Source organism: Gilliamella sp. B2828, from assembly GCF_026537125.1.
Taxonomy (GTDB): Bacteria; Pseudomonadota; Gammaproteobacteria; order Enterobacterales; family Orbaceae; genus Gilliamella.
The window spans coordinates 106,456-128,010 of sequence record NZ_JAFNMU010000007.1 but is presented as its reverse complement, the minus strand read 5'-3'; the positions used below and the strand labels follow the sequence as shown (position 1 = coordinate 128,010).

The 21,555-nt window shown below is 35.5% G+C and carries 31 protein-coding genes; 4 read left to right on the top strand and 27 right to left on the bottom strand.

Annotated elements, in window-relative coordinates; translation table 11 throughout:
- Positions 1-24 precede the first annotated feature (24 nt).
- The 27 genes from J3U19_RS07910 to J3U19_RS07785 form a co-directional block, all read right to left on the bottom strand.
- Positions 25-465 (bottom strand): hypothetical protein, encoded by a 441-nt coding sequence (locus tag J3U19_RS07910; protein WP_267342140.1) that lies wholly within the window; start codon positions 463-465, stop codon positions 25-27.
- A complete protein-coding gene (locus J3U19_RS07905) occupies positions 462-848 on the bottom strand; it encodes a hypothetical protein (protein ID WP_267342139.1) in 387 nt (128 codons plus the stop codon). The genes J3U19_RS07910 and J3U19_RS07905 overlap by 4 nt, the downstream gene beginning before the upstream one ends.
- Positions 842-1,324, bottom strand: a complete 483-nt coding sequence (locus J3U19_RS07900) for a DnaT-like ssDNA-binding protein (protein WP_267345978.1) — start codon at positions 1,322-1,324, stop codon at positions 842-844. Before J3U19_RS07900 ends, J3U19_RS07905 begins: the two co-directional genes overlap by 7 nt.
- Positions 1,325-1,338: 14 nt before the next feature.
- Positions 1,339-2,316, bottom strand: coding sequence for a major capsid protein (locus tag J3U19_RS07895; protein ID WP_267342137.1), 978 nt, complete (start codon positions 2,314-2,316; stop codon positions 1,339-1,341).
- Between the two features lie 14 nt (positions 2,317-2,330).
- Entirely contained in the window at positions 2,331-3,101 is a 771-nt protein-coding gene (locus J3U19_RS07890; protein ID WP_267345976.1) for a hypothetical protein, read from the bottom strand.
- Between the two features lie 79 nt (positions 3,102-3,180).
- Positions 3,181-4,245: a hypothetical protein gene (locus J3U19_RS07885; RefSeq protein ID WP_267345975.1), complete on the bottom strand. Its 1,065-nt coding sequence runs from the start codon at positions 4,243-4,245 to the stop codon at positions 3,181-3,183.
- Complete coding sequence (locus tag J3U19_RS07880) at positions 4,235-5,632, bottom strand: DUF4055 domain-containing protein (RefSeq protein ID WP_267345974.1); 1,398 nt, start codon at positions 5,630-5,632, stop codon at positions 4,235-4,237. The genes J3U19_RS07885 and J3U19_RS07880 overlap by 11 nt, the downstream gene beginning before the upstream one ends.
- Entirely contained in the window at positions 5,632-7,143 is a 1,512-nt protein-coding gene (locus tag J3U19_RS07875) for a hypothetical protein (protein WP_267345973.1), read from the bottom strand. Before J3U19_RS07875 ends, J3U19_RS07880 begins: the two co-directional genes overlap by 1 nt.
- Positions 7,143-7,514, bottom strand: a complete 372-nt coding sequence (locus J3U19_RS07870) for a winged helix-turn-helix transcriptional regulator (protein WP_267345972.1) — start codon at positions 7,512-7,514, stop codon at positions 7,143-7,145. Before J3U19_RS07870 ends, J3U19_RS07875 begins: the two co-directional genes overlap by 1 nt.
- A 2-nt stretch (positions 7,515-7,516) precedes the next feature.
- A complete protein-coding gene (locus J3U19_RS07865; RefSeq protein WP_267345971.1) occupies positions 7,517-8,902 on the bottom strand; it encodes a ParB N-terminal domain-containing protein in 1,386 nt (461 codons plus the stop codon).
- Positions 8,902-9,501 (bottom strand): ParB/Srx family N-terminal domain-containing protein, encoded by a 600-nt coding sequence (locus J3U19_RS07860; protein WP_267345970.1) that lies wholly within the window; start codon positions 9,499-9,501, stop codon positions 8,902-8,904. The genes J3U19_RS07865 and J3U19_RS07860 overlap by 1 nt, the downstream gene beginning before the upstream one ends.
- 609 nt (positions 9,502-10,110) lie before the next feature.
- Positions 10,111-10,452 carry a hypothetical protein gene (locus J3U19_RS07855; RefSeq protein WP_267342129.1) on the bottom strand — a complete coding sequence of 114 codons (342 nt, stop codon included), beginning with the start codon at positions 10,450-10,452 and terminating at the stop codon, positions 10,111-10,113.
- Between the two features lie 67 nt (positions 10,453-10,519).
- Positions 10,520-11,053 carry a lysozyme gene (locus J3U19_RS07850; protein WP_267342128.1) on the bottom strand — a complete coding sequence of 178 codons (534 nt, stop codon included), beginning with the start codon at positions 11,051-11,053 and terminating at the stop codon, positions 10,520-10,522.
- Entirely contained in the window at positions 11,013-11,237 is a 225-nt protein-coding gene (locus J3U19_RS11580) for a phage holin family protein (protein ID WP_416380229.1), read from the bottom strand. Before J3U19_RS11580 ends, J3U19_RS07850 begins: the two co-directional genes overlap by 41 nt.
- 469 nt (positions 11,238-11,706) lie before the next feature.
- Positions 11,707-12,468 carry a Bro-N domain-containing protein gene (locus J3U19_RS07845; RefSeq protein WP_267345969.1) on the bottom strand — a complete coding sequence of 254 codons (762 nt, stop codon included), beginning with the start codon at positions 12,466-12,468 and terminating at the stop codon, positions 11,707-11,709.
- Between the two features lie 480 nt (positions 12,469-12,948).
- Positions 12,949-13,302 carry an antiterminator Q family protein gene (locus tag J3U19_RS07840; RefSeq protein WP_267345968.1) on the bottom strand — a complete coding sequence of 118 codons (354 nt, stop codon included), beginning with the start codon at positions 13,300-13,302 and terminating at the stop codon, positions 12,949-12,951.
- Positions 13,299-13,757, bottom strand: a complete 459-nt coding sequence (locus J3U19_RS07835; RefSeq protein ID WP_267342124.1) for a crossover junction endodeoxyribonuclease RuvC — start codon at positions 13,755-13,757, stop codon at positions 13,299-13,301. The genes J3U19_RS07840 and J3U19_RS07835 overlap by 4 nt, the downstream gene beginning before the upstream one ends.
- On the bottom strand, positions 13,754-14,041 hold the full coding sequence (locus J3U19_RS07830; RefSeq protein WP_267342122.1) for a DUF1364 domain-containing protein: 288 nt from the start codon (positions 14,039-14,041) through the stop codon (positions 13,754-13,756). The genes J3U19_RS07835 and J3U19_RS07830 overlap by 4 nt, the downstream gene beginning before the upstream one ends.
- A 178-nt stretch (positions 14,042-14,219) precedes the next feature.
- Positions 14,220-14,348 carry a hypothetical protein gene (locus J3U19_RS07825; protein ID WP_267342120.1) on the bottom strand — a complete coding sequence of 43 codons (129 nt, stop codon included), beginning with the start codon at positions 14,346-14,348 and terminating at the stop codon, positions 14,220-14,222.
- A gap of 59 nt (positions 14,349-14,407) precedes the next feature.
- Complete coding sequence (locus J3U19_RS07820) at positions 14,408-14,563, bottom strand: hypothetical protein (RefSeq protein ID WP_267342119.1); 156 nt, start codon at positions 14,561-14,563, stop codon at positions 14,408-14,410.
- Positions 14,563-15,042 carry a recombination protein NinB gene (locus J3U19_RS07815; RefSeq protein WP_267345966.1) on the bottom strand — a complete coding sequence of 160 codons (480 nt, stop codon included), beginning with the start codon at positions 15,040-15,042 and terminating at the stop codon, positions 14,563-14,565. The genes J3U19_RS07820 and J3U19_RS07815 overlap by 1 nt, the downstream gene beginning before the upstream one ends.
- Before the next feature lie 172 nt (positions 15,043-15,214).
- A complete protein-coding gene (locus J3U19_RS07810; RefSeq protein WP_267342113.1) occupies positions 15,215-15,382 on the bottom strand; it encodes a hypothetical protein in 168 nt (55 codons plus the stop codon).
- A 25-nt stretch (positions 15,383-15,407) separates the two neighbouring features.
- Positions 15,408-16,823 (bottom strand): replicative DNA helicase, encoded by a 1,416-nt coding sequence (locus J3U19_RS07805; RefSeq protein WP_267345965.1) that lies wholly within the window; start codon positions 16,821-16,823, stop codon positions 15,408-15,410.
- The gene (locus tag J3U19_RS07800; RefSeq protein ID WP_267345964.1) at positions 16,820-17,608 is read right to left on the bottom strand and encodes a hypothetical protein; all 789 of its coding nucleotides are present in this window, start codon (positions 17,606-17,608) and stop codon (positions 16,820-16,822) included. Before J3U19_RS07800 ends, J3U19_RS07805 begins: the two co-directional genes overlap by 4 nt.
- The gene (locus tag J3U19_RS07795; protein ID WP_267345963.1) at positions 17,595-17,831 is read right to left on the bottom strand and encodes a helix-turn-helix domain-containing protein; all 237 of its coding nucleotides are present in this window, start codon (positions 17,829-17,831) and stop codon (positions 17,595-17,597) included. Before J3U19_RS07795 ends, J3U19_RS07800 begins: the two co-directional genes overlap by 14 nt.
- Before the next feature lie 10 nt (positions 17,832-17,841).
- Positions 17,842-18,294, bottom strand: a complete 453-nt coding sequence (locus J3U19_RS07790; RefSeq protein ID WP_267345962.1) for a YmfL family putative regulatory protein — start codon at positions 18,292-18,294, stop codon at positions 17,842-17,844.
- Positions 18,295-18,344: 50 nt separating this feature from the next.
- Positions 18,345-18,545, bottom strand: coding sequence for a transcriptional regulator (locus tag J3U19_RS07785; protein WP_267342107.1), 201 nt, complete (start codon positions 18,543-18,545; stop codon positions 18,345-18,347).
- A gap of 131 nt (positions 18,546-18,676) precedes the next feature.
- On the opposite strand from J3U19_RS07785, the gene J3U19_RS07780 reads away from it, so the two are divergent.
- The 4 genes from J3U19_RS07780 to J3U19_RS07765 all read left to right on the top strand — a co-directional run bounded on the left by J3U19_RS07780 (position 18,677) and on the right by J3U19_RS07765 (position 21,373).
- Positions 18,677-19,354: a S24 family peptidase gene (locus tag J3U19_RS07780; RefSeq protein ID WP_267342105.1), complete on the top strand. Its 678-nt coding sequence runs from the start codon at positions 18,677-18,679 to the stop codon at positions 19,352-19,354.
- Between the two features lie 17 nt (positions 19,355-19,371).
- Entirely contained in the window at positions 19,372-19,785 is a 414-nt protein-coding gene (locus tag J3U19_RS07775; RefSeq protein WP_267345960.1) for a protein kinase domain-containing protein, read from the top strand.
- Positions 19,786-20,283: 498 nt separating this feature from the next.
- Positions 20,284-20,559 carry a hypothetical protein gene (locus tag J3U19_RS07770; RefSeq protein WP_267342101.1) on the top strand — a complete coding sequence of 92 codons (276 nt, stop codon included), beginning with the start codon at positions 20,284-20,286 and terminating at the stop codon, positions 20,557-20,559.
- Between the two features lie 592 nt (positions 20,560-21,151).
- Positions 21,152-21,373: a hypothetical protein gene (locus J3U19_RS07765; RefSeq protein WP_267345959.1), complete on the top strand. Its 222-nt coding sequence runs from the start codon at positions 21,152-21,154 to the stop codon at positions 21,371-21,373.
- Positions 21,374-21,555: the final 182 nt, after the last annotated feature.

Here is a 21,555-nt window from a genome sequence, read left to right as displayed (position 1 = left end):
TATTTTTACCCCTTTCAAATCTTATTAAATGATTTCATCGTATTCATATTCAACAATTATATTAAATCTATAGAATAATTCTTCTTGGTTCAGCTCATTAATTCTTGCGTTCCTATACCATACATTACATCCATTTTTTCTAAACGCATTTCTTGTTAAAATTGCTAGCTGCTTACCTTTTAAATCTGAATTGATTTCATTTTTCGGGCAGAAAATTTGAATAATAATAATACCTTGAGATCGATATCTTTTAATACCATTATAACCTGACAGTGTTGCTTGCTTCTCGACGGTGGTTTGTGTCGAAAAAAGACAAAAAAATTTATCTGTCAATGTCTTCGTTTTTTTTGCTTTATTTTTCCATCCAATATCAGGCTCATAACCTAAAATAGAAACTGAATTACTCCATGCAGATTTAAACGTACTGCACATTTCATCCTGAGCTTTAATATAATTTGTTGTCATATGAGTACCGCAAAATTTAAAATCCCAACATCAGCAGGTTTAAGGCTCTTAACTTCACTCATCCTGTAGGTTATATCACCTCGCTTTACCATATCGTCAACGCTAGGTAAGTAATCATCAGAATACAGGAATATAACAAACTCCCCTTCTTTTGGAATTTCTGTAATTGGAAGATATCTCTGGAAGTAGGCGCTATTATTGGCGGAAATAAATAACATTATTGTTTTAAATGTTTTTGTTAATTGTTTATCATCTAACCATTCCTTGTTAGATTTCTCAAACGTTATTTGAGTAACAATAACTTCTTCACCCCACTTACCAATTAGCTTTGACGCAATTTTTCTAAATTTGATATATTTCCCATAATTTCGACTTTTTAGCATCGTATAGCCCTCGTACTAATAGCGTATTTATCCGAATTAATGAAATCAGATAAAAGTTTGTCAACAAGCGGGAATGATGGTGTATAAGTTGAACCATCACCTTTATCTGAATATCGAACTGAAATAACCGAGATGGTTTCTTGGACAATGTGAGACTGCTCATTAACTGGCATTAATTCTGTTTCTTGAGAATATACAGCTAACCAACACTGAGCTAATTTGACATTTTCAGGTATGCTATTGAATGGAATTTTTTCGTTGTCGTAAGTAAGATCAGTTCGTGGAAACGGTAGTGGTTGTCCACTTTTTGTTTTTCTTCCTTTCCATCGTAGTGCATTTAAATAATCCATTGCATTGGTCAATAAAATACTAGCTTTAACTGATAAAACAATTTCGCGCAATTCACAAAAAACTTTAAATTCATCCTCGGTTACATAACTATTAGCGTCGGGCGATGGATGTACGTTAATCATCATTACCGCCCTTTTCTTTAATTATTTCCTTTTGTAGCTTTACTACCAGCGTTTGACGTTCCTAGTTTAATTAGAACTCCGGCTGTAGATTTATTGCTGTCAAAATGTTTTATCCAGTTACCTTGATCGCTCAGCTTAGTTAAATCTGGATTAGTACCTTTTGACGTATCCCAGCTATAACCGAGTAAGTCAATGTTAACAGTACCCTCTGCGCGATATCCGATAGCTAAGTTCTCCTGCGTATTGATGTCATAAGAACGAAAGCCCGGAGCTTGTGACTCAGTAATTTTTACTGCGCTTGCCACTAAACCTAAAATTGAATCCACTGGTGCGGAATCGGTAACTAATACAGGTTTTCCTAATGTGCCTGGTTGTCCACCATAAACGACAACGCCCGCTTCTTCGTATAGTTTGTTATCCATTGCCTGATCTACGATGTCAAAGTAGGTTGTAGAATGCATAACAAATAAAGCTACACGATTAAATTTATCGCCATATTTGCGCAATCCTTTGGTTAAAGTTTTCTTTCCATCAGTAGCAATATCTGCGATTACTGTCATGTCAGTATTAGCGCCAATAGCGGCTATTAGAGAATTGATGGCATATTTAACGTAACCCTCTAATGTTGCATCAGCCACATCAACGCCGATCACCTCTGAAAATTCAGAAATATCACGCCCACGACGTTTAAATGCTTCTTCTGTTGTTTCGTAAGGTCCATATTTCCATGGCACTTTAACGCCCACAGCTTCGCCTGCACCGATTTTTTTGCCTGTGATAGGATCAACCGAATTAACATCGCGAGGATCAATAGAGCCATTAACTTTATAAAATGCTCGTTTACGAAAATCTCCTTCAATTAATTCATTATCAATAAGAATCGCACCATTAGATGCCACATTAAACACATCTAAGTTATCTTGGCGTCGCTCTAAAAATGCGGTTTGCGCTAGATCATTGTAAATGATTAAATTATTATTTACTGTTGTTGCCATTATTTAAGTTCCTCTTAATATTTTGGTAATTTTAAATATGCTTGTTGACCATATTTTTGGATGTAATTGTGTTTTTCCGTACTAGTCATTTTCGAACGGACTAAATTGGAACTGCCTGCTTTGTGCCCTCCTCCTCCAGTACCTTCGGCTCTTGAAAATAAGTGTGGTGCATTATCTTTTAATGATTCCACCCACTCTTGAGGTGTTAACGGAGTTTTGCCGTCTTTACCAAGTAAAGGGTCGCCATCTTGTCCAATTGCAACAGCCTCGCCATCATCACCTAAAATAAACATGCCTTTAGCACGTAAACCAATATCCTCTAATGCTTCTGGTAACGCGCCAGCCTTCAATGCGGCACTAGTCATTTGATTGCTAAGAACAATACCGCTGTATTTTTCAACCTTTTTTAAGGCGTTATCAGCTTTTTCTTGTTCAGCCTTAAGCTTTTTATCAAACTCGTTTCTAAATCGCTCTGTACGCTTGTTTAACACTTCATCGATTTTTCCTGCTGAAATGAGTTTAGCTTCCTCGTCGTCAGAAAATCGCTGTAAAATTGTTCTAACAGTTTCTGGGTCGATACCGTCAAACTGCTTAAGTTTTTCTGATGAATCTTTTAACTTTCCTACCAATTCGCTATTTTTATTTTTTAATATTTGTGTTTTTTCATTAACAGCCTGTTCAATCATTGCTTCAATTTCTGGCGTCACTTTTGTTCCGCCTCCGCCAGCATCTCCGCCCTCTTGCGCTTCGGAATAAAACTTTCGGTTAATTTCTCTAAATAACATAATTTCCCCTTAGGATATTGAGCCTCGCTCTAAAATAAAAAAGGTCGCATATAGCAACCTTGTGATAGATAATTGGTACTTAGTGTATGCGACGTAGTTCGTCTAGAGTTAAAAAGTGTCCATCTCTTGTAAAAAATTGATCTACCGTTATTTCGCCATCTCGCAACATGCGCGCACGCTCAACACCCAAAATCTGTTCCTGACGTTCGTGTGATTGCTTTTTTAACCACTCAAGATAAGATGTTTTAGCAGGCACTTGACCTTCCATTGAATCTCTCGTGACGTCCTCGTCATTGATAATAATCCCCATTTCATCAAATGACCGAATCACTAGTGTTTCGATTGATCTGCAACAAAAATGAATACGACCAGGTCCATCGCCATACGGAACATTATGCCTGATAGGTTCGTTATCTAATGTGTACAACAATGAATCCCTAATCATACAAGTCGGGGTTGTTCGATTATCAAGTACTGACACCCATTGTTTACATTTGATAATTTTGTCATTTTTTTGCGCAAAAACTGATTGAACTGTCGTTGATGTATTAGATATAGCTGTTTTAATAATTGATGCAGCATTTACAGCAACAACAGCAAGTACACTGTCACGATAGTTTTTATCTTTAGTGCCTTTTATTTTTGCTAACGTTTGTTCGTTACTATCACCTTGTGCGTATGAGTTTCTAATAGCGTTAACTACCCTATTTATCCGATCCTGTTCTAATTTTTTTAACCAATCCAATAACGTCATACCCTGAAATGGTTTGTTAAATATCAAAGAGAGCAATAATTCAGATTTAATATTTTGTAACTTGTATTTCGAGATAACATTCGGTGGCAGTAAGCGTTCAAGTAGTGCTAATCGATAACTATATTCATATTCTGAAAATTTTGACAATTCATCATTAATAAGCTGAGTTAATCCTGTTATTTCAATATCAGTCTGCAATTTTGATTTTAGCGTTTTTATTTGAAAGTTCGTATGCGACATTTCATCGAGTACAATGTACAGTTTTGCCATTAATTCACGATTAGATTTATTGATCAACGAAGTAGATTTTTGAATTAGATGACTAACGTAACTCTGCAATATTACGTAATGGTATATAATTTCATTGAGTAATTTTTCATTAGTAGTCATAAACTACCTTTTCAAATCGAGGTTCTGCATCTTTAAGCTCTTGCTTGACAGTTTCAGGATCTGCGCTTGGATCAATGATATCTATTTTTTGCATTACTCTAATCATATCCTCATCTCTGATTGCACCAGATTGCCATGAACTAACAATAGCGGTGATCATACCTGCATCAGCAACCCTAGAAATAAATTCTTGATTAATAGAACAGACAATATCTTCAACCACCACTCCAAGATAATGAGCGCACCATTTCAACACTATAGTATAGGCTTCCGACACGTTAGAGCAGCATATACCGAGTACGGAGGTTGATGCTGTTTGATCACCATTAGCTTGTGTGGCAGTTTTAGCTGATGAGTTTTGTTCTATTAACCTTGCACCTAAAGCGACCATGTAATTACGCTTATCGTCCATTCCCTCTTTAGCTAAAATGTTAGGCTGCGCTTGAGCGTAAACAAAATTACCTCCTTGTGGGAGTAATAATGGAGTACGAGATCCAATCTTGACACCATTTTTTTCCAAAAAATCTCGCCATTCAGTATCTAATCCAATGATTGCCGGTTGAACCTGCCCGCAAAAAAATAAACTATCCTCATAATCAGCACTATTACGGTAGTGTCCTAAATTGATTTCAATTAATGAAGATAAAGGCGAATCATCAATTGTTGGATCGTTATTTTGAGCGCCAACAAATGTAAATGGAATTTCGTGCCAATGATCTTGATTTTTTGGTTTTGGCTCATAAATAGAATCAATCTCATAAGGTCCGCTGTTATTTTCTCCTTTGCGACGCCAAACCTTACAAATGAACTTGCCATCTTCAATAGCTAACTCTCTGTATTGAGTGATATCTTTAAAACCATATCCGTCTGAAACTTCAACCACTTCCCGAAGAACAACTAAAACTAGTTTATCTTTGCCGTTAATTCGCTTTGTTCGCCAATTAATAATATCTTCTGCTTTATACGATAAAATTATAGCCTCATTAGAATCTGAGGAATAATCAACATATAGACCATGGCGACCAACTTCTAATACTGATTCAAGAGTTGATTGTGATTGTTGATAAATACTTGTTCCCGCACCATCTGCATTACTTTTGAGATATTCCAACTTTTTAGGTATGCTGATTGTTGGATCTTTGCGGAAAGCCATACCAATTAAACCAATTTTTGTATGTCCAGTAATGCTATAAAAAACCGCCCTTGCAATATAATCTTGATTGCGTTTTATATTACGCTCACTCTTATCTGTGGGATCTAAATAAGGTAAATACTGATTACCTTTTGATTTAATTATTTCAGCGCCTGCACAAACATCCCGAATTTTTTCCCAATAAATAGATGCTTGTTTGTGCTCAGGTCGAATAAAAGTAATGTCATGATTCATTAGAATATCGTTTCCATTTGAATTGTAAATGCTTGTTTACGTGCATTTCGATTAGCCACAGCAAAATATCTAAACGCATCCGCACCGTGCGATGTGTGGTCATGAAGCGGTTTATCTCTCCAACAGCCATTTTTATCATCCCATGCTTTTCGATACGCTTCTAAATTAGCAATACCTTGTTCGCATTTACTCGAATCAAATGCGCAAAGCGGAAGAATTTCACGAACTGATTCGATACCATCATCAACGCTTAACCTTGGAACTACATTAAATTTAATGCTGTATTTCTCACCGCCAATCTCGTAGCCATCTTTTGCTATCTGTTTACGGCTCTTACCATCACCTGATAATTCACGATTATCAATATCATGTGGCGCCCAGTGCTCAGCGTACTCATAGCCAAGTTTTTGTCCTTTATCTTTAAGCACTTTCATGTAATGCCTTAAACCCTCACCACTATTTTCATAATAGTCAATAACATGAAATTCATTACCAACCATTCGTACAAACCATATGGCTGTTGAATCTCCGACACCTAAATCCCAGTATGTGTAAACGGGCAAATGACTGTTATCTGGCAAAGTCGTAATTCGATTATCTTTATATAGCTGTCTAAATTGTTTAGAGTAGTAAGCGCCCTCGATAGACTGCTCAAATGCCTCACTTGGAATGGATGGATATTCACGCTTCATATCATCGCCAAGCGTTTTCTCTTTAGTGTGATACCAAGCTTTTTGTTGTTCGGTTAACTTAATTTTATATTTTGCTTCTAACTCGCTGAAATAATCATTTAAACGAGTTGGCAAGCTTTCAACTGGCTTTATTGCATAAAGCGGATTTTTCCACCATGAGAAGAAAAAGAACTTCCAATCTAATGCAGACAATAATTTTCCTTGTAGCAATGCTTTTTCGGCTGTAGTACAGTAATCGTAAAAATATCCACTTTTACCCTCTGCGGTACTCTCTATAGTGATAAAACAACCTGTTGCAACCGCTTCAAACGCCCCTGTAACAATCTCCTTAGCTTTATCGGGGTATTTTGCACATATCTTCCCGAATTCTGATATGTGGAGGTATTTGAGCGTTCCACCCCGAAATGAGGTGCTTACATACAGTGAGCCACCGTTAGCAAAAACCAACTCACGTGCGGCGTCATTTTTTGCAGGGTTTGCCTGTTTGATTACAGATGGTAGATTGTCATAGGCGTATTTTGTCTTTTCTCTAAATAATCGCTGAGCGTCTTCAAGATTGTGAGCTATTAACGCACACTTAGCAGATTCAAATAATGCGGCATCCAATTGAATGATGCAGACTTCTGTCGTAAAACCTAATTGACGTGCTTTTAGAATAATATTTCGAGTATGCATCCCCTCAAAATACTCTAATTGCTCAGGTGTCATTTTAAACTTAATCTTTTTCCCTGATTTGTCAGTAATGTAATAGAGATTATTTAAACGCCAGAATTTGTCTTTCAGCTTTAACTTTAAAGCATTCAACGACTGCTCTAACATTAATTTGCCTCACTTGATATCTCCTCCATTAATAACGCTACTTCATCAACTAAACTAATTTTTGACTCAACTACCTGCGACTCTTTCCATCCACCTTGGGTTTTTAAATAAAAAATTATTGATGTTGTGTCGCCACTTTGAGCTTTCTCAAATAGTTGATTGGCTATGATCGCAATACCTTTTGCTTTTCCTTTTTTTATAGCGTCCTTGAATTCCTCACTTTCTCTTAGTCTGCTTTCAATTGTTGATACGCTAATACCGAGTGAATCTGCTATTTGTTGCTGAGTTAATCCGTTAGCAGCTAGCTTTTCGACTTGTTGTAAATTGATTTCAATTTTCGGCTTAGTCTTTTTCTTTTCCGCCTTTATCATAATTAATCACCTAATATTCTTGTAAACGCTCTAATAACATCATCAGCACGCCCTATTTTTTGTTTATCGCTTAAAGGTAAATTAAATTCAAAGTTAATAGCATCAATTAAAGATTGTTTATTTATTAACTTAGTGTTTCTTACCTGAACTTGAAAAGACGAGCCACTATTTATATGATGAATGCACTCGAATTGATTTGACTTGATAATGTTTTCGACATCTTTTTGAGAATGAAATTTTTGATAGAACCAATGCCCTTTTCTGTAATTTGCTGTAAATCCGTTTTTATCCAAGAACACTAACCGGCTTTTTGATGATTTTGAATGATTTGACCTTAAAGCTATTTCTTCAAATTCAGTTCTACGACCTGAAAAGAAAATTATCCCTCCTAGCTTACACAATCCTTTAAGAAAATTTATTACCGACGTTTCAGCATCTACACTATCAACCGAATTTAATACGCTATCACATACAACATAATCATATTGGCCATAATTTCGTAAGTCATAACACATTTTATCTATCATTGAATTAATAGCTCTCACATCCAATTTATCAGATGCTCCTATGCGTCTAAATAATTCAACATCATGTAAATTAAACCCTTTACCTCTTAACAATTTAGCATAATCACCTTGGCCCGCTCCGAAATCAATTCCCCTTGAATTTGAGTTTTTATTTAAATATGGAATAACTAGCTTTTCATACAGTGTTGATCGAGAGCCTTGATTATCAGTTCTTAACCTAAATTTTTGAGCGAACGTTTGAATGTAGGTTTTTTTATCAAGATGGTCATAACTAAAAACCCCATATTGCTTATTTAAATAATTCTGATATTTCGACTTGTCACTATCTTTTATAACATAAACCGTTAATTTAGAATTAGTGAGCTTGGATGCTAAAGCGTATTGTGCGCAATGTATAACCTCACCGCTTTCAGTTGCAACACTTGCTCCGAATGAACCATATTTAAGTATCATCCTTGATATTTCTTTACGAACCTCTGCCATCTTTGACCTGAAGTTTCCTGAAATTTGGCTAGGTTTAACACTAACAAAACCACTTAACCCTGATAATCCACTAATACGGCAAGCTTCATCACCAGAATCTAAATCAGTACCATTGTGAAATTGATTAAATCTCACCTCATCATAAGTTGTAGTGTCACAAGGTAAAATATAAACAGGAGCGGTTTTTATTCCTAACTTAAGTAACTGGGTTGTTCTTTGATGTCCAGCTACTATTAATTTGCCCCTAGCAATAATAGGTTTTACAATGCCCAGTTCTTTTAAACTTTCAGCTAATTTATTTTGGTCGTGTTTACTAATAAATCGTGGGTTGTACTCGGCGCCTTTAAGCTGTGATATATCATAGTTAAGCTCTAACATTATAGTTTGCCCTCCATGATGTGGCTAGCAAACCCATAAGATGAGCCATAATCTCTAATATATTGCTCTGAGAAAGTTATCAAATTATCTAATTCATCATCGCTCAATGGGATTTTCATCTTACCGAAAGATAAGTAATTTATCGAAACCCCTCGGCTATCATCCACTCCGAAATCAATATCAACCGATTCTGTTTCATTTATCAATTTTGATAATTCTTCATTTTCAAAACCTAATAAATCAATATCAAAATTTTCGAGTTTTAATGCCTCAATTTCGGATTGTAATAACTCTATATCCCAGCCAGCATTTAATGCCAGTTGATTATCTGCAATTAAATATGCTCGTTTTTGTGTCTCTGTTAGTCCAGATAAAACAATACACGGAACTGTAGATAAATCTAACTCATCTGCGGCATCCAATCGACCATGAGCAGCGATAATAATATCGTATTCGTCAATTAGTATAGGATTTGTCCAACCAAACTCAATAATGCTGTTTTTTATTTGTGCAATTTGAGCCGGTGAGTGTGTTCTTGCGTTATTATTGTGCCGTTTTAGTTCATTTGCTTGTCGATAGACAATATTTAGGGTAGTCATTTGATTAGTATCTCTGTACAATGCCCACCGTTACTTGCAGGTAGCAGTGGGCTATAGTTGATACTCATGACTGTTCGAATGGGTATTGATGGCTATTACATATTGGTACTATGTAATAGTCGCCCATTTCTATGAGCTTGGGGAAATGCCTGTTTAGGCGACATTTGAATAAATATGCAGTTTTAAAATTATAGGACTGGTGAATTTTTATAGTTTATGTAGTAAAATTGAATAATTATTTAATTTCGCCTGTTATTGTCACAGGCATACACTCACACCATATTAGGCTAGCCATGAAATGCAATAAATCCAACCCCCACTCTGGGTACCAGTTTCTAACGGCGATTGATGGTAATTCTGTGTCATGATTTGAAATATAGATAGGATATATACCGTACGCCAACCCGTAATGGGTGAAATCGTTTTTAATTTCTGATTTTGGTATTTGATTAAATATCGCCATTTATTTTCCTAATTGATGATTTATCTGAATTGCATTTTTCAATCACATTGAGCAGATGTTCGTTGTATTTCAAACTATCGCCGAACGTCATTAATTTAGGTGGCAAATTAGGCAGACAGTCATTTAACAGACTGGCTGGTATCGGTCTATTTACGTATATTTTTCGCTCGGTTGTACAAGCTTGCAGAAACAGGCATAGGCACAAACTGCTTAGCACAATCATTATCTTTAAGTTGCTCATTAATTTGCTCCTGCCGTTCTAGTGATTGATTTTCTAGTTCACGTTTTGATAATTCATTATCTGCAATGACTTGATTGTTTTTTTCGATGTTTTTATTTAACTGATCGATTTGAACGGTTAGCGTTGTAATTTTTTCTTTAGCGATTTTTTCATCTTGCCAGCAGCTGAAAGCGAAGTAGATTGAAAATCCGCTCACTAAAAATAATATTATTGTCGTTACCATAAGCGACGTATTTAATTTAGACATAACTCATCACTCAACAATAACGATACAAATAAAAACCAACCCCAGCCGTTGACATCATTAACCGCCATTATTGAGGCGATGATAAAGCATAAGATAGACATAATGCCCTTTCCTTTTCTCGACGAGCAACTAAACCATTCAAAACTTTACCACCCGCTTTATTCCATTTTGGAAACTCGTTACACGCGGCTTTGTATTCACCAGTATTTAGATATCTATACATCGTTGATGCACGCATTTTTGTGCATCCTACGTTAAAAGTAATTGAAGTTACAGCGTCAAAGACTGATTGCGGTAGATGAAAACCATTGGCATGACGATTAATGCATTGTTCAGCCGTTTTAATATCATCCACCCAGCGCTTAGCTATTTCTTCATCTGAATATGTTTTTTGCTCAACATTAACAGTTGATCCAATACCGACTGTTAACGCATTCGCAGGACAATAGTATGGCTCTCTAACGCATGATTCAGCATTACCAATTATTTCAAGACCTGCTTCGCTCGTTCGGATTTCAGATGAGTGATTAGCTAATACCATACTGATAATTACCGAAACACTACAAATCGTACCTGTCACTATTCTTTTTGTTTTTTTCATAGTATTGCTCTCTCAGGTTCTTTTTGTGATAAAAATCTCGTCGTTTATACAGCCAGTTAATGATAAATGTTGCTATAGACAAAATGATACCCACCACAACAGCAATATCATTCAGACTTAGAGCGCCAAACAGCGTACATATAGCGCCCCAGAAATATGAGACGGGTGAAGAATATTTATCCATTTTTTATTTCTTAATTTGATTTAATGAGGGGTAGCGTACTAGCTAAATGTTAGTTATGTGTGTGTCTAGCATTGCTACCGATTCTGTGATGTGTGTAAATTACTAATCTTCATAATACAATACGCCGCGTTCAGCTCGGCGTAGCTACTATGGACGCACCTTAGAGTAGTCTTGAGATGCCCCCAAACTTGATATCCCGATTGGAATTACAGAGGTTATATGAGGGACTGTTTTGGAGGGGTTAAGGTAAGCTTTAGACCTCACCCTCTAAATTTGGACATAAAAAAAGCCCAACTATTTAGTTGAGCTCATATTTTATGCGTTCTGAACCGCATTATTGGTATATTATCCGTTTAAACGTTTAAACAGTCAAGTGTTTTTTGTTTTCTAAATCGTGTATAATTTTCTCCAAGTATAAAAAACCACCCGAAGGCGGCTTAAATAAATTTTTGTAGTGTTCAGCAAACTATTAGCAATTCATTCTTGGCAATTCACCACGAACAAAATTCATTGATAAACTCAGATTAACTTGTATCTTATTAAGTGCTGTTGAAAAATTGTAGTGAAGATGTGGGCTGTTTTTCTCTAAAAAATCAGCTAAACAATCATTATATAAATCAAATATTCTGTAATAATATTCCTGAATTGTTCCTATATAATTGTATTGTCGTTTTAAATTATCAATATTAACTGACTTATAATCCCTCAGTGTTATACCACCCAGCCACTTAATCGCTTCCTCAAATTTATTCGCTGGTAAATCCTGATAACGTGGTATTTTGAATTGCTGATGTAGCCTTGAATATATAGCTTGATGTCTTTCTCCTGTTCTATAAACTCGCTCATTTACTGCTTGTTGAATTGCTTGTTGTTGTTCGAGTGAAATAGTCTCACTTATACCGATTTCTTTATCTGCTAAATCAAGTAACCATTTTCTTACTTCTTTGGCTATTTCTGTATTAGCAAACATTGCGACTAAATGTGCACCTCTAAGAGAGAAAATACGGACAGATTTTTCACGTAAGCTATTGTTTATTCCATTGGTAGTCAATTTGACCACCATTGTCATTTTATTGGTAAACTCGTCAGAATTTCGGCTATAAATCTTTGTTACAGATTTACTATCGGAATATTTTAACAGTTTTGAAAGCTCGGTAGATGTGATCCAAATTTGATTATTGTGATTGACTGACTGTACAGCGGTGCTGTGGAATATTAATTGATTTGTCATAGCTATATCCTTTGTTTATTTTTTTCGAAATTACTTCCCCAATCTATTTAATTGGGTGCCAAGAGGTTCGAAAGCCTAACAAAGAAAGGCTGGAGTTATTCCCATTGCTGGTATTTTATTCCTCGCCCTCTCGGCATAGATTTTGAGCATAAAAAAATCACGCTAACGGGGCGATTATTCCGCTTTGTTTAGGTTTCGACACCTCTTTAGCCAATATATCGCAATATGATATTTGAAGTCAACATTTTAAAAGATAGTAATTATGAAAAAGATTTAGTAGGTGATCGGGCTTCAACTACCGCTTTACGACGGCGAGACGTATTCCCCTTGCGAGTATTGTATTTCGTCTTCTCGACCCGATCATATATATGATCAAATACCTAAATAACAGGCATAAAAAAACCGCTAGGCTATCGGGTGCGGAAGTCCGCGTAAAGTTGTAGTATTTACAACTATACAACCCGATAAAATTATTGTCAACTATGCCACCTTTGGAAACAATTCGATGATATGACCTCTAATAAAGCATTCTGCGGCAAGTAATGTTTTAGTTATTTCTGTTGTTTGCTTACCTAAAATTCGAGCTTGTTTACTGCATGAAATTTCGCGAAGATAAAACGCTGTTAAAATTGCCCAATGCTCAACATTATCAGCTTTAAGTCTCAATACCGCATTATCAACAATCTGCGCCTCATCTTCCGTTAAGTATTGACGATAATCAAAATCCATTGGTGCACCATCAATACCTGCTGATTTGGATGGATATTCTGTGCCCATTCGCTTAAGAATACGCGTATTTTTCCACGCAGTTAAAATATCTTTAGTTTCTCTCATTGTATATTTGCTCCGTGTCTCGCAATTAATAATGCATCCGCAACAGCTTGCCCTTCATCCTTTTTATCGAGCATTGTTAGGCTTGGGTATAATTGTATTGCTCGGCTTCTTGCCGCGTCTTTGTCTTTTCCAATTAAATTATTAGATTTTTTCCATGCCTGAGGCGTTATCATGGTGTAAGGAATATTTAAACCCTGAATAATACCCTCAACCACACCCGCGCTATGCCCAAATGTAAATGTGCTCGATACTCCTTGCTGTGGCATAGAGTGAACTTTTTCGATGTAGGCGTGTGTTATTTGGTGTTGTCTCAAAAATCGTACAATAGCTGCGCCGTTAACCTTGCTTTGTTTGCCGTCTTTTATGGTTGGTGTTCTCATTGCATCAATAAAATTTCCGACATTATCGAGAACAACTAACGCACCTGAACAACCAGGATCGATACCTAAAATCATAATTTAATATTTTCCTCTCTAACCAAAATATCTATTGTTCTCATAACACCTTCAGCGTGTGCTAACCTAACAAATTCGTGTTCACACATCCTCGTTCTACGGTCAATTTCATCATGACACGCCGAACATGCCCATGCACCCTGTAAATCGTTCGGTTTCATACCTACACCACAGGTACCAGCTAATCGATAATGAGCCAACACGGTTGTTTCTGGGTTGTGGTTACAACACGGGAGCCTAACGGTGCACTCACGCCCTCTGGCTAATTTTGTTAATTTACTCATGATTTCGCTCTGGTTTTGTTCATATAAAATTTACCGCATGAGCCTAAAATCTCACCGTTAACACTGACCAACGGACGATTGCAGACAAATAAATCCAAATCCATGTTATACACACATTCGCCGTTGCATTCTGGACATTTAAAACCTGTTTTAATTAGTTTGTGTTTTTTTGGCATTTTTAATCCACATAGTCGTTATAAAAATCGAAAATACCCGGCGAGAATATCAAACTAGAAAGGAAGGAAATACCTCCAGTAAATCCCACTTCTTTATTAAGGAAATATCCACCACAACCAACGTACGCCATAAACATAAATCCTGCCGTGATAAAAATAATCATAAAAAATGTAAAAAATAATGCTTTCATCATGTGCCCCTTAAATAATTTTTAATATCCTGCTCATCATCAACCTTATTTAAATTATGCTGATTTATGTATTCTCTGCGTTGTTCATATAGCCATGCCAATAGTTGCTCGGCTTCTTCTATACATTCATCAATTGTTTTTAGTGTGTCGTTCATCATGCCACCTTTGATAATTGGTCTTTGTATTGCTCAGCTAGTTTGATCGCTTCCTTGGCTTCATTGCTCCATTGCACACCTAATTCATCACCAGTTTGCAATGCAATATTAATAATTCTGATAAACATTTTTTTATTTAAGTTTCTAATTGAAATGTAATCACTCAAAAGAGTTGATTTATCTAAGCAAGGTAAAAATTCAAACTCAAATGATTGTCCGTTCTCTTCTGCCTCGTCCTTTAAAGCTTGATAACCTAATAAATTTTTCCATGTTGATTTAGGTCTAAGCTTTCCAAACCAAATGGCTTGCTTAGATAAATCACCAGCCATTGCCCATACTTTCTTTAATTGTATTGAACTGTGCTTGTCTTCATCAATAACAATCCTTAACGGATGTTCGCTATCAACTGGTAATTGATTAATAAAATTTATGGCTGTATTTCGTGCGACTTCATGAGTTAATCGGATTTCTTTAATCATATCTAAACCCTCTCACACTGGAAATTACGCACCTCAACAGGGACTGTATCCCGCCCAACTCCGCCCCGAACGTACGACAGCGATTTAGCCAATGATTTTTCAGTCATTTTTTTATCACTACAACGCCAAACGTAGCCCCACTCCTGCCAATTTTTTTTGACGTTTGCCGTGATTATGTATTTATGTTTTTTTGCCATTTTTGTATCAACTCCCTTAATTTTGCCTTCTCTTCTTCCGAATATTTTTTAACTTGTTCTGCTAGTTCATATTTAATTTTTGCTACGTTTGCCCCTCGTTTTTTCAGCGCTGTAACATAGTCATATGCTATTTTGTCTAGCATGTGATAGTGTCCCTGTGAGCAGTGATTAACTAGCTTGCGCATATCTACGTTCTTTTTTCACTGGCTCAGGGCGTGCTTTAGTGTATGATTCGGCTTGATCAACTTCATAAATGCGACCATTACTAATTCCTGCATATACTGTGAAATTACCTGCACCGTGACGATTTAAAGCTACGTTTATTTCCATCAAGTTTTTATCTGCACTTTCGTTGTAAACAGCGTCACGATAAATCCCTAACCAGTAATCGCAATCCTGTTCGATCTGCCCTGTATCACGACTATCACTAGGTATTGGGCGCTTATCTGCTCGTGATTCTAGGTTTCGGTTTAACTGAGTTAATAGAACAACAACACAATTCAGTTCTTTAGCCAGCGCTTTTAAACCCTTTGTAATGGCTCCGTATATCAAATCGTTTCGTTGATCATCACCGATTTTTTCTTTTCCCATTAGTGTCAAATAATCGACCATAATCATACCTATCTGTCCTCGCTCTCGCCCCATTCGACGTGATTCTGAGCGTATATGTGACAAGGTAATAGCTGGGGTATCATCAATGTAGATGTTATTAGTTTTTGTTAGCTCATTTAGATGATGCATAACCCTCGAAAATTCCGTACCGCCATCCGTTCCCAATGCCCCATCGTAGAAAATATCGCTATTGACACATGACTCTTGAGCCAAAATATTTTCCAGCATTTGCTCATCTTGCATTTCTAGTGAAAACATCAAAACTGGCAAATTGTCATGCATTGCGCAATGCCGAGCCATATTAATTTCAAATGTGGTTTTACCCATTTTGGGGCGAGCACCAACAACAAATAACGAACCTCGAACTAATCCTTTAGGTGATAATTTTTTATCTAGCGCTTTGATTCCAGTTGATAACCCACGTGCGCTATCAGCATTTTTCAATCGTTTTCCTAATGTTTCTGTCCATTTATCAGTGATGGCAATTAGCGGTTTTAATCCAATTGTTTTACCTGTTTTGTTGTAGTCATCAATTTGCGTAAATAGAGATTGAATCGCTGATAATTTATCGCTCGTTGATAATGTTGATTTTTCTAACAACATTGCGCTACAGTCATTTAATTTTTTCAATGTATAGCGTTCAATTGATTTATCACGGACTATGTTTGTGTATGCTGAAACATTAGCCGTTGTTGGCGTGTTTTTTGCCAATTCAGCCAGATAGGCTAAACCACCACAATCATTTAAATTCCCGTTTTTCTCCATGCTGTCTGATAATGTGATCAAATCTATAGGTTGATTTTTACGATTTAATTCAATCATTTCCGAAAAAATAATCTGATGATGGCGGTTGTAAAACGAATCTGGTTTTAATTTTTTAATTGCCGTTTGACAGCGCTCAGATTCAAAATCCAACATCATCGAGCCTAGAACTGCTTGCTCTGCGAGCAAATCATGAGGAATTATATTCATAGCGCACCCTCTCTAAACTTTGTATAAGTCTCATCTGTCACAATGAATTCAAACTTAGCTTTCCAATTCCGTTTATTTTCACCGAATACCCATGCCGGTGCTTTTTCCACAAAATCATAAAAGTAATTAATCAAATCATTTAAAGTTAGTTCTTTTCGTTCTTTCAAAAATTTCTTGACTAAGTTCTTTCTAGTTGTAGTCATTTTCTCAATTTGTGGTAACCTGTTTTCTACAGCATCGTTGTACGCATCCATGACTAAATCAAAATCGATCGAATCTGATTTTTTAGATTTAGGTTGGTCATCTTCAGATGACTTAATATTATTTGTAGTATTCTCTGTAGTAGTCTTTGTAGTAATCTCTTGATCTAACGAACTCGACTTTGTAGTCTTCTCGAACTCTACATTGCAGAGATCGGGAGAATTACTTTCTTCACTTCGCGATAGTTGATTAACAGATTCGGCGAAATTAGCTAAAATTTCATTAACTTTCCCATTATCAATTTTGTAAAAAGTTTTATGATCTAATCGCTTTTCAGTAACAATTAAAACGCCTTTTTCTTTTAGTTTTTTGATAGCTGTTCTTTGTTCGTTATGAGATAACCCAGTTTCTTCTTCAAGTTCATCACGAGTTTTATACACACCTAAATCAGACGTTGCTTTATCTTGCCAATAAAATAATTGTGAGAATAAAACCGCAGGGTTAACACCACCTAAAGGCTTAGCTAATTTTGGGTAATATGCGTTAGGACGCCCTATCAATTTTAATGTTTCAACTGCGTTCATTGTTTGACCTCAAAGAATACTCCGCAAAATTGCCGCCATTTTTATAAATAATCTCAGTAACAATCTGAAAATTTTGTTTTCTTAAATCGTGGATGCGAACACCTAATCTGTAGCAACCGAACAAATCCCACGCTTGTGCCTGGGTAATTGTTTTACCGCTTTGCAAATGCTGTAATATTCGATCGCACTGGCTCAGTGTTTTTTTAGTTTTTAATGTGCTCATGAATACCTCACTAATTAGATGGTTTATGCGCTGCAAGTGTTTCTTGATGTGCGGTAAGTCGTCTTTTTACTATTGAGTCACATAAATTATTTAATATTGCTTCTTCATCGCTAGTAATAACGCCATCACTAATCGCTTTGGATAAATATGCATCGTATTCACCTCTTGCCGTTCCAATGCTTAACATTAATTCAAAAAGATCATAACTTCCCGCTTTAGCGACATCAGGTTTTTTTATGACTATACAATTCACTGCTCTTGCAAAATAATCCGCAACTAATGTTGTCCTGCTTAACTCTTGTAATGCTAAAAGTTCATCACAAGTGAAGAATCGAGTTCCTTTGTTTTCGTAACGCCGATCATTAAAAGCAGATATAGATAAACCTAAATAACTGGCTGCTACTTCCATACCGCCATCAATGGAGCTTAATAAATCATTAATTAATTTTTTCTTGTTACCCATATTTTAAAAATCCTCGTTTGGGTTACTTTGTTTAGTACTTACATTTATTATTAACCCCAGACATCAGGGCGTAACTCGGCTTTTGTTACCTGTCCGTGGGTGTGTTCTTCAATTTTTTTTGCTACACGAATTGGAACATTAGCTTTTCCTGAAGCCATTTGACATAAGAAAGACTTGGACACATCAATTTCTTTGGCAAATTGACTTTTACCACCTTTAGGGAGCTGGTTTAAATAATGTGATAGTTTCATTATTACCTTAGGTTAGTTAAAACTTAACTAAAGTTTATTTAACACTAAACCAAAAGTCAAGTAAGTTTAGATAAAGTTTATTTTTTGCTTGTTTAGCAATTACTAAATAAAATGTACATAGAGGAACTAAGATGAATAGAAACAAATTAAAAGAGCTAAGAGCGAGCAATTTAAAACTATGGTTTTCAGATAAATCTGTTCCACCAAAAGAGAAAAGTTATATTTCTCAGTTGGTGAACGGACGGGCGCCTTTTGGCGAAAAATCGGCTCGTCGTTTAGAACATGATTACGGCATGCCTGAATTTTATCTAGATAAAATTAATGACAATGAAATATATGGAATAAAACAAAATAATCAGCATCACGCTAATAATAACAACTACGTGATAGAGATTTTAGATATTACAGCTAGCGCAGGAGCAGGCTACCTAAATTCGGATGTAATGGAAGTGATTAAATTAATAGAATATGATTCAGAACAGGCAAAAATATTATTTAAAGGTGTGGATACCGATAATTTAAAAGTAATTAATATTTCAGGTGATTCGATGCAAGGAACGTTTGAAAGTGGAGATTCAATTTATGTAGACGTTTCAAAAAAAGAATTTAACGGTGATGGAATATATGTATTTACGTTCGGTAAAAGCTTGTATGTGAAGCGCTTACAGGTAATTAAAGATAAACTGATTGTTATATCTGACAATAAAAAATACAAGGAATGGGATATAAACGAAGATGAAATTGATCAACTTTATATTCATGGGAAAGTAATGCTGAGTCAATCAATGTTACTAAGGAAGCACGGATAACTTCGTGAGGATTAAAAATGCAAGAGCACCATCATTTTGGATATTTAATAAAAAAAATTGGCGAACTTGGTAGTGGTGGTTTTGGTTATGTTGATAAAGTTGAACTATATAACAGTGATGGCATAAAATGCCCTGGAGAGTATGCAAGAAAAACATTTAGTCCTTCCAAAGAAAAGAGCGAGTCTATACTTGATTTGGGACAGGTAAAGGAAAGATTTAATGAAGAGGTTCGATGTCAGGCATCTTGTGTATCATCTAATGTTGTTTCAATTTATATGCATAATCTACACATAGAAAAACCTTGGTTTATAATGGAGTTAGCAAATACTGATCTTTCCCATTTAATTGCATCAAATGATTTTAATCTTACCCAAAAAATATCAGCATTAAAAATGATAATTTCAGGTATAGATTATCTCCATAACAAATGATTATTCATTGGTGGCGGTCGAATTTCAAATAAATTAAATTACTCAATATCAATATCAAATAAACTAACTCCCAAAAACCCCTTAAATATTATATACACCGCTTCGGCGGGTTTTTTGTGCTTAAAATCAGCTTATGAATAATAGCTGTGTTTTTTTTACATACCTCTAATGATTCACCAACCAAATTTTAAGAGGTTCTATTTCATTTAATATTAATTCACTCAAAATGAGAATATGGGGTTTATTTTTAATTAAACGCACTCTAAGTGGATCATTTTATTGAAATAAATTAATTTACTGAGTATAATTCGATCAATATTTAGTGGTAAGCAGTTTTTTTTACTACTATATATAGGGGAGCCCGATATTGGCGTATCGGGCAAATATAAAAAAATAAAGCATTTAGGGCTTTATTGTGAGATCTCGATTACTATTCTATATTCGTTTTCTTTTTAAGTAAAGCCCTATTTAATGCTTATCCTTTATAGGAGTATTATTATGGGTTATTCACCTATATGCCGAAAGGCGCACCGTTATGATGTTCATTTTGAATCTTTACCGGAATATCAAGGAACTTTTAGCAGACATAAATGTGCGGGTTGTGCATTTGAATTAGGCTATTTTCATGCAGTAAATGGAATACCTAAAGCAATGGATGATTCTGTTTTAGATAGCATCCCATGCAGTCAAGCAGGTAGTGTCCGACATAAGGATGCATTTACTGCATATAATGATGGGTACAAATTTGCATTGAGTCTAGCTAAGGCAGCTTAGTTCTTTAAGATAAAACAAAGCCCCAAACGGGGCTTTTTTCACGCCTAAAATCTGCATATAAAATCTTTTCTTATTTTTTCTGTATAAAAAATAGCCAATCAAATTAATTTTATAATTAACTAAATTATTGTTTTACTAAACATTAAATATTTTTTGCATAAAAAGTTTAGTGTTTAGTAAATATTTCACTTTACTAAAAGTTAATTGTTTACTAAACTACACCCATCAAAACAAATCAACTTAACAACAAAGTTAAACAAGACTACGAGTTATTTAACAAGTTAATAAGATTCAAGTAGCTAGCTGGGGCGCATGAAAGTACAGCGGTTTTGGAGAAATTTAAATAATCACTTATGTGATCGCTCTTTAAAAATTAGGAAAGTCGGAACAACTCATAGAGTGTTGTTTTAGTACACAGCGTGAAAGCGAGGCTCATCTCAGAACGAAATGCCTAGCTCCCTCTAAACTGTAGAAAAAATATCATGAAATGAGGGAGCGCAAAAACTCGCAACCATCGAGAAAATTTGGTTAAAAATTCAAATCAAAGCGCATTCAATGAGTGCGCTTGAGTTTGAATTGTGAGGAAAAAGACATGAACTTATCAAAAGCAACAAAAAAAGCCCAACTGGTAATTAACGAGTTGGGATTGAGCCAGTCTAACATTAATTTAATTGCACAAATCATCAAAAATTGCAGTGAAGGAATGAATATTGATGATTCATTTAAATTGGCGTTACGTCAACAAGATGAATTTTATAAACATATGGATAGCCCAGAAAGCATGAGGCAGTTGAAAGCGGTTCTGGGGGTGTAACATGGAGTTTATAAAACCAGACAATCCCTTTCAAAATAAGGCGCTATTATGTGAATTACAAATTGGTGATTATTTTTTTTGAAATGCGGGTTGTGTCGAATCGAATCAAAAGTTAATGGGCTTAGAGAGTTAAAAATCAGAGTGATTGCAGTTGATAAAATTTGCATAGTTCCTGATAGCAT

Bases quoted from the DNA above. Each gene is read 5' to 3' on its own strand.
- J3U19_RS07910 (WP_267342140.1), bottom strand. From the start codon at position 465: ATGACAACAAATTATATTAAAGCTCAGGATGAAATGTGCAGTACGTTT.
- J3U19_RS07905 (WP_267342139.1), bottom strand. From the start codon at position 848: ATGCTAAAAAGTCGAAATTATGGGAAATATATCAAATTTAGAAAAATT.
- J3U19_RS07900 (WP_267345978.1), bottom strand. From the start codon at position 1,324: ATGATGATTAACGTACATCCATCGCCCGACGCTAATAGTTATGTAACC.
- J3U19_RS07895 (WP_267342137.1), bottom strand. From the start codon at position 2,316: ATGGCAACAACAGTAAATAATAATTTAATCATTTACAATGATCTAGCG.
- J3U19_RS07890 (WP_267345976.1), bottom strand. From the start codon at position 3,101: ATGTTATTTAGAGAAATTAACCGAAAGTTTTATTCCGAAGCGCAAGAG.
- J3U19_RS07885 (WP_267345975.1), bottom strand. From the start codon at position 4,245: ATGACTACTAATGAAAAATTACTCAATGAAATTATATACCATTACGTA.
- J3U19_RS07880 (WP_267345974.1), bottom strand. From the start codon at position 5,632: ATGAATCATGACATTACTTTTATTCGACCTGAGCACAAACAAGCATCT.
- J3U19_RS07875 (WP_267345973.1), bottom strand. From the start codon at position 7,143: ATGTTAGAGCAGTCGTTGAATGCTTTAAAGTTAAAGCTGAAAGACAAA.
- J3U19_RS07870 (WP_267345972.1), bottom strand. From the start codon at position 7,514: ATGATAAAGGCGGAAAAGAAAAAGACTAAGCCGAAAATTGAAATCAAT.
- J3U19_RS07865 (WP_267345971.1), bottom strand. From the start codon at position 8,902: ATGTTAGAGCTTAACTATGATATATCACAGCTTAAAGGCGCCGAGTAC.
- J3U19_RS07860 (WP_267345970.1), bottom strand. From the start codon at position 9,501: ATGACTACCCTAAATATTGTCTATCGACAAGCAAATGAACTAAAACGG.
- J3U19_RS07855 (WP_267342129.1), bottom strand. From the start codon at position 10,452: ATGTCTAAATTAAATACGTCGCTTATGGTAACGACAATAATATTATTT.
- J3U19_RS07850 (WP_267342128.1), bottom strand. From the start codon at position 11,053: ATGAAAAAAACAAAAAGAATAGTGACAGGTACGATTTGTAGTGTTTCG.
- J3U19_RS11580 (WP_416380229.1), bottom strand. From the start codon at position 11,237: ATGGATAAATATTCTTCACCCGTCTCATATTTCTGGGGCGCTATATGT.
- J3U19_RS07845 (WP_267345969.1), bottom strand. From the start codon at position 12,468: ATGACAAATCAATTAATATTCCACAGCACCGCTGTACAGTCAGTCAAT.
- J3U19_RS07840 (WP_267345968.1), bottom strand. From the start codon at position 13,302: ATGAGAGAAACTAAAGATATTTTAACTGCGTGGAAAAATACGCGTATT.
- J3U19_RS07835 (WP_267342124.1), bottom strand. From the start codon at position 13,757: ATGATTTTAGGTATCGATCCTGGTTGTTCAGGTGCGTTAGTTGTTCTC.
- J3U19_RS07830 (WP_267342122.1), bottom strand. From the start codon at position 14,041: ATGAGTAAATTAACAAAATTAGCCAGAGGGCGTGAGTGCACCGTTAGG.
- J3U19_RS07825 (WP_267342120.1), bottom strand. From the start codon at position 14,348: ATGGCGTACGTTGGTTGTGGTGGATATTTCCTTAATAAAGAAGTGGGA.
- J3U19_RS07820 (WP_267342119.1), bottom strand. From the start codon at position 14,563: ATGAACGACACACTAAAAACAATTGATGAATGTATAGAAGAAGCCGAG.
- J3U19_RS07815 (WP_267345966.1), bottom strand. From the start codon at position 15,042: ATGATTAAAGAAATCCGATTAACTCATGAAGTCGCACGAAATACAGCC.
- J3U19_RS07810 (WP_267342113.1), bottom strand. From the start codon at position 15,382: ATGCTAGACAAAATAGCATATGACTATGTTACAGCGCTGAAAAAACGA.
- J3U19_RS07805 (WP_267345965.1), bottom strand. From the start codon at position 16,823: ATGAATATAATTCCTCATGATTTGCTCGCAGAGCAAGCAGTTCTAGGC.
- J3U19_RS07800 (WP_267345964.1), bottom strand. From the start codon at position 17,608: ATGAACGCAGTTGAAACATTAAAATTGATAGGGCGTCCTAACGCATAT.
- J3U19_RS07795 (WP_267345963.1), bottom strand. From the start codon at position 17,831: ATGAGCACATTAAAAACTAAAAAAACACTGAGCCAGTGCGATCGAATA.
- J3U19_RS07790 (WP_267345962.1), bottom strand. From the start codon at position 18,294: ATGGGTAACAAGAAAAAATTAATTAATGATTTATTAAGCTCCATTGAT.
- J3U19_RS07785 (WP_267342107.1), bottom strand. From the start codon at position 18,545: ATGAAACTATCACATTATTTAAACCAGCTCCCTAAAGGTGGTAAAAGT.
- J3U19_RS07780 (WP_267342105.1), top strand. From the start codon at position 18,677: ATGAATAGAAACAAATTAAAAGAGCTAAGAGCGAGCAATTTAAAACTA.
- J3U19_RS07775 (WP_267345960.1), top strand. From the start codon at position 19,372: ATGCAAGAGCACCATCATTTTGGATATTTAATAAAAAAAATTGGCGAA.
- J3U19_RS07770 (WP_267342101.1), top strand. From the start codon at position 20,284: ATGGGTTATTCACCTATATGCCGAAAGGCGCACCGTTATGATGTTCAT.
- J3U19_RS07765 (WP_267345959.1), top strand. From the start codon at position 21,152: ATGAACTTATCAAAAGCAACAAAAAAAGCCCAACTGGTAATTAACGAG.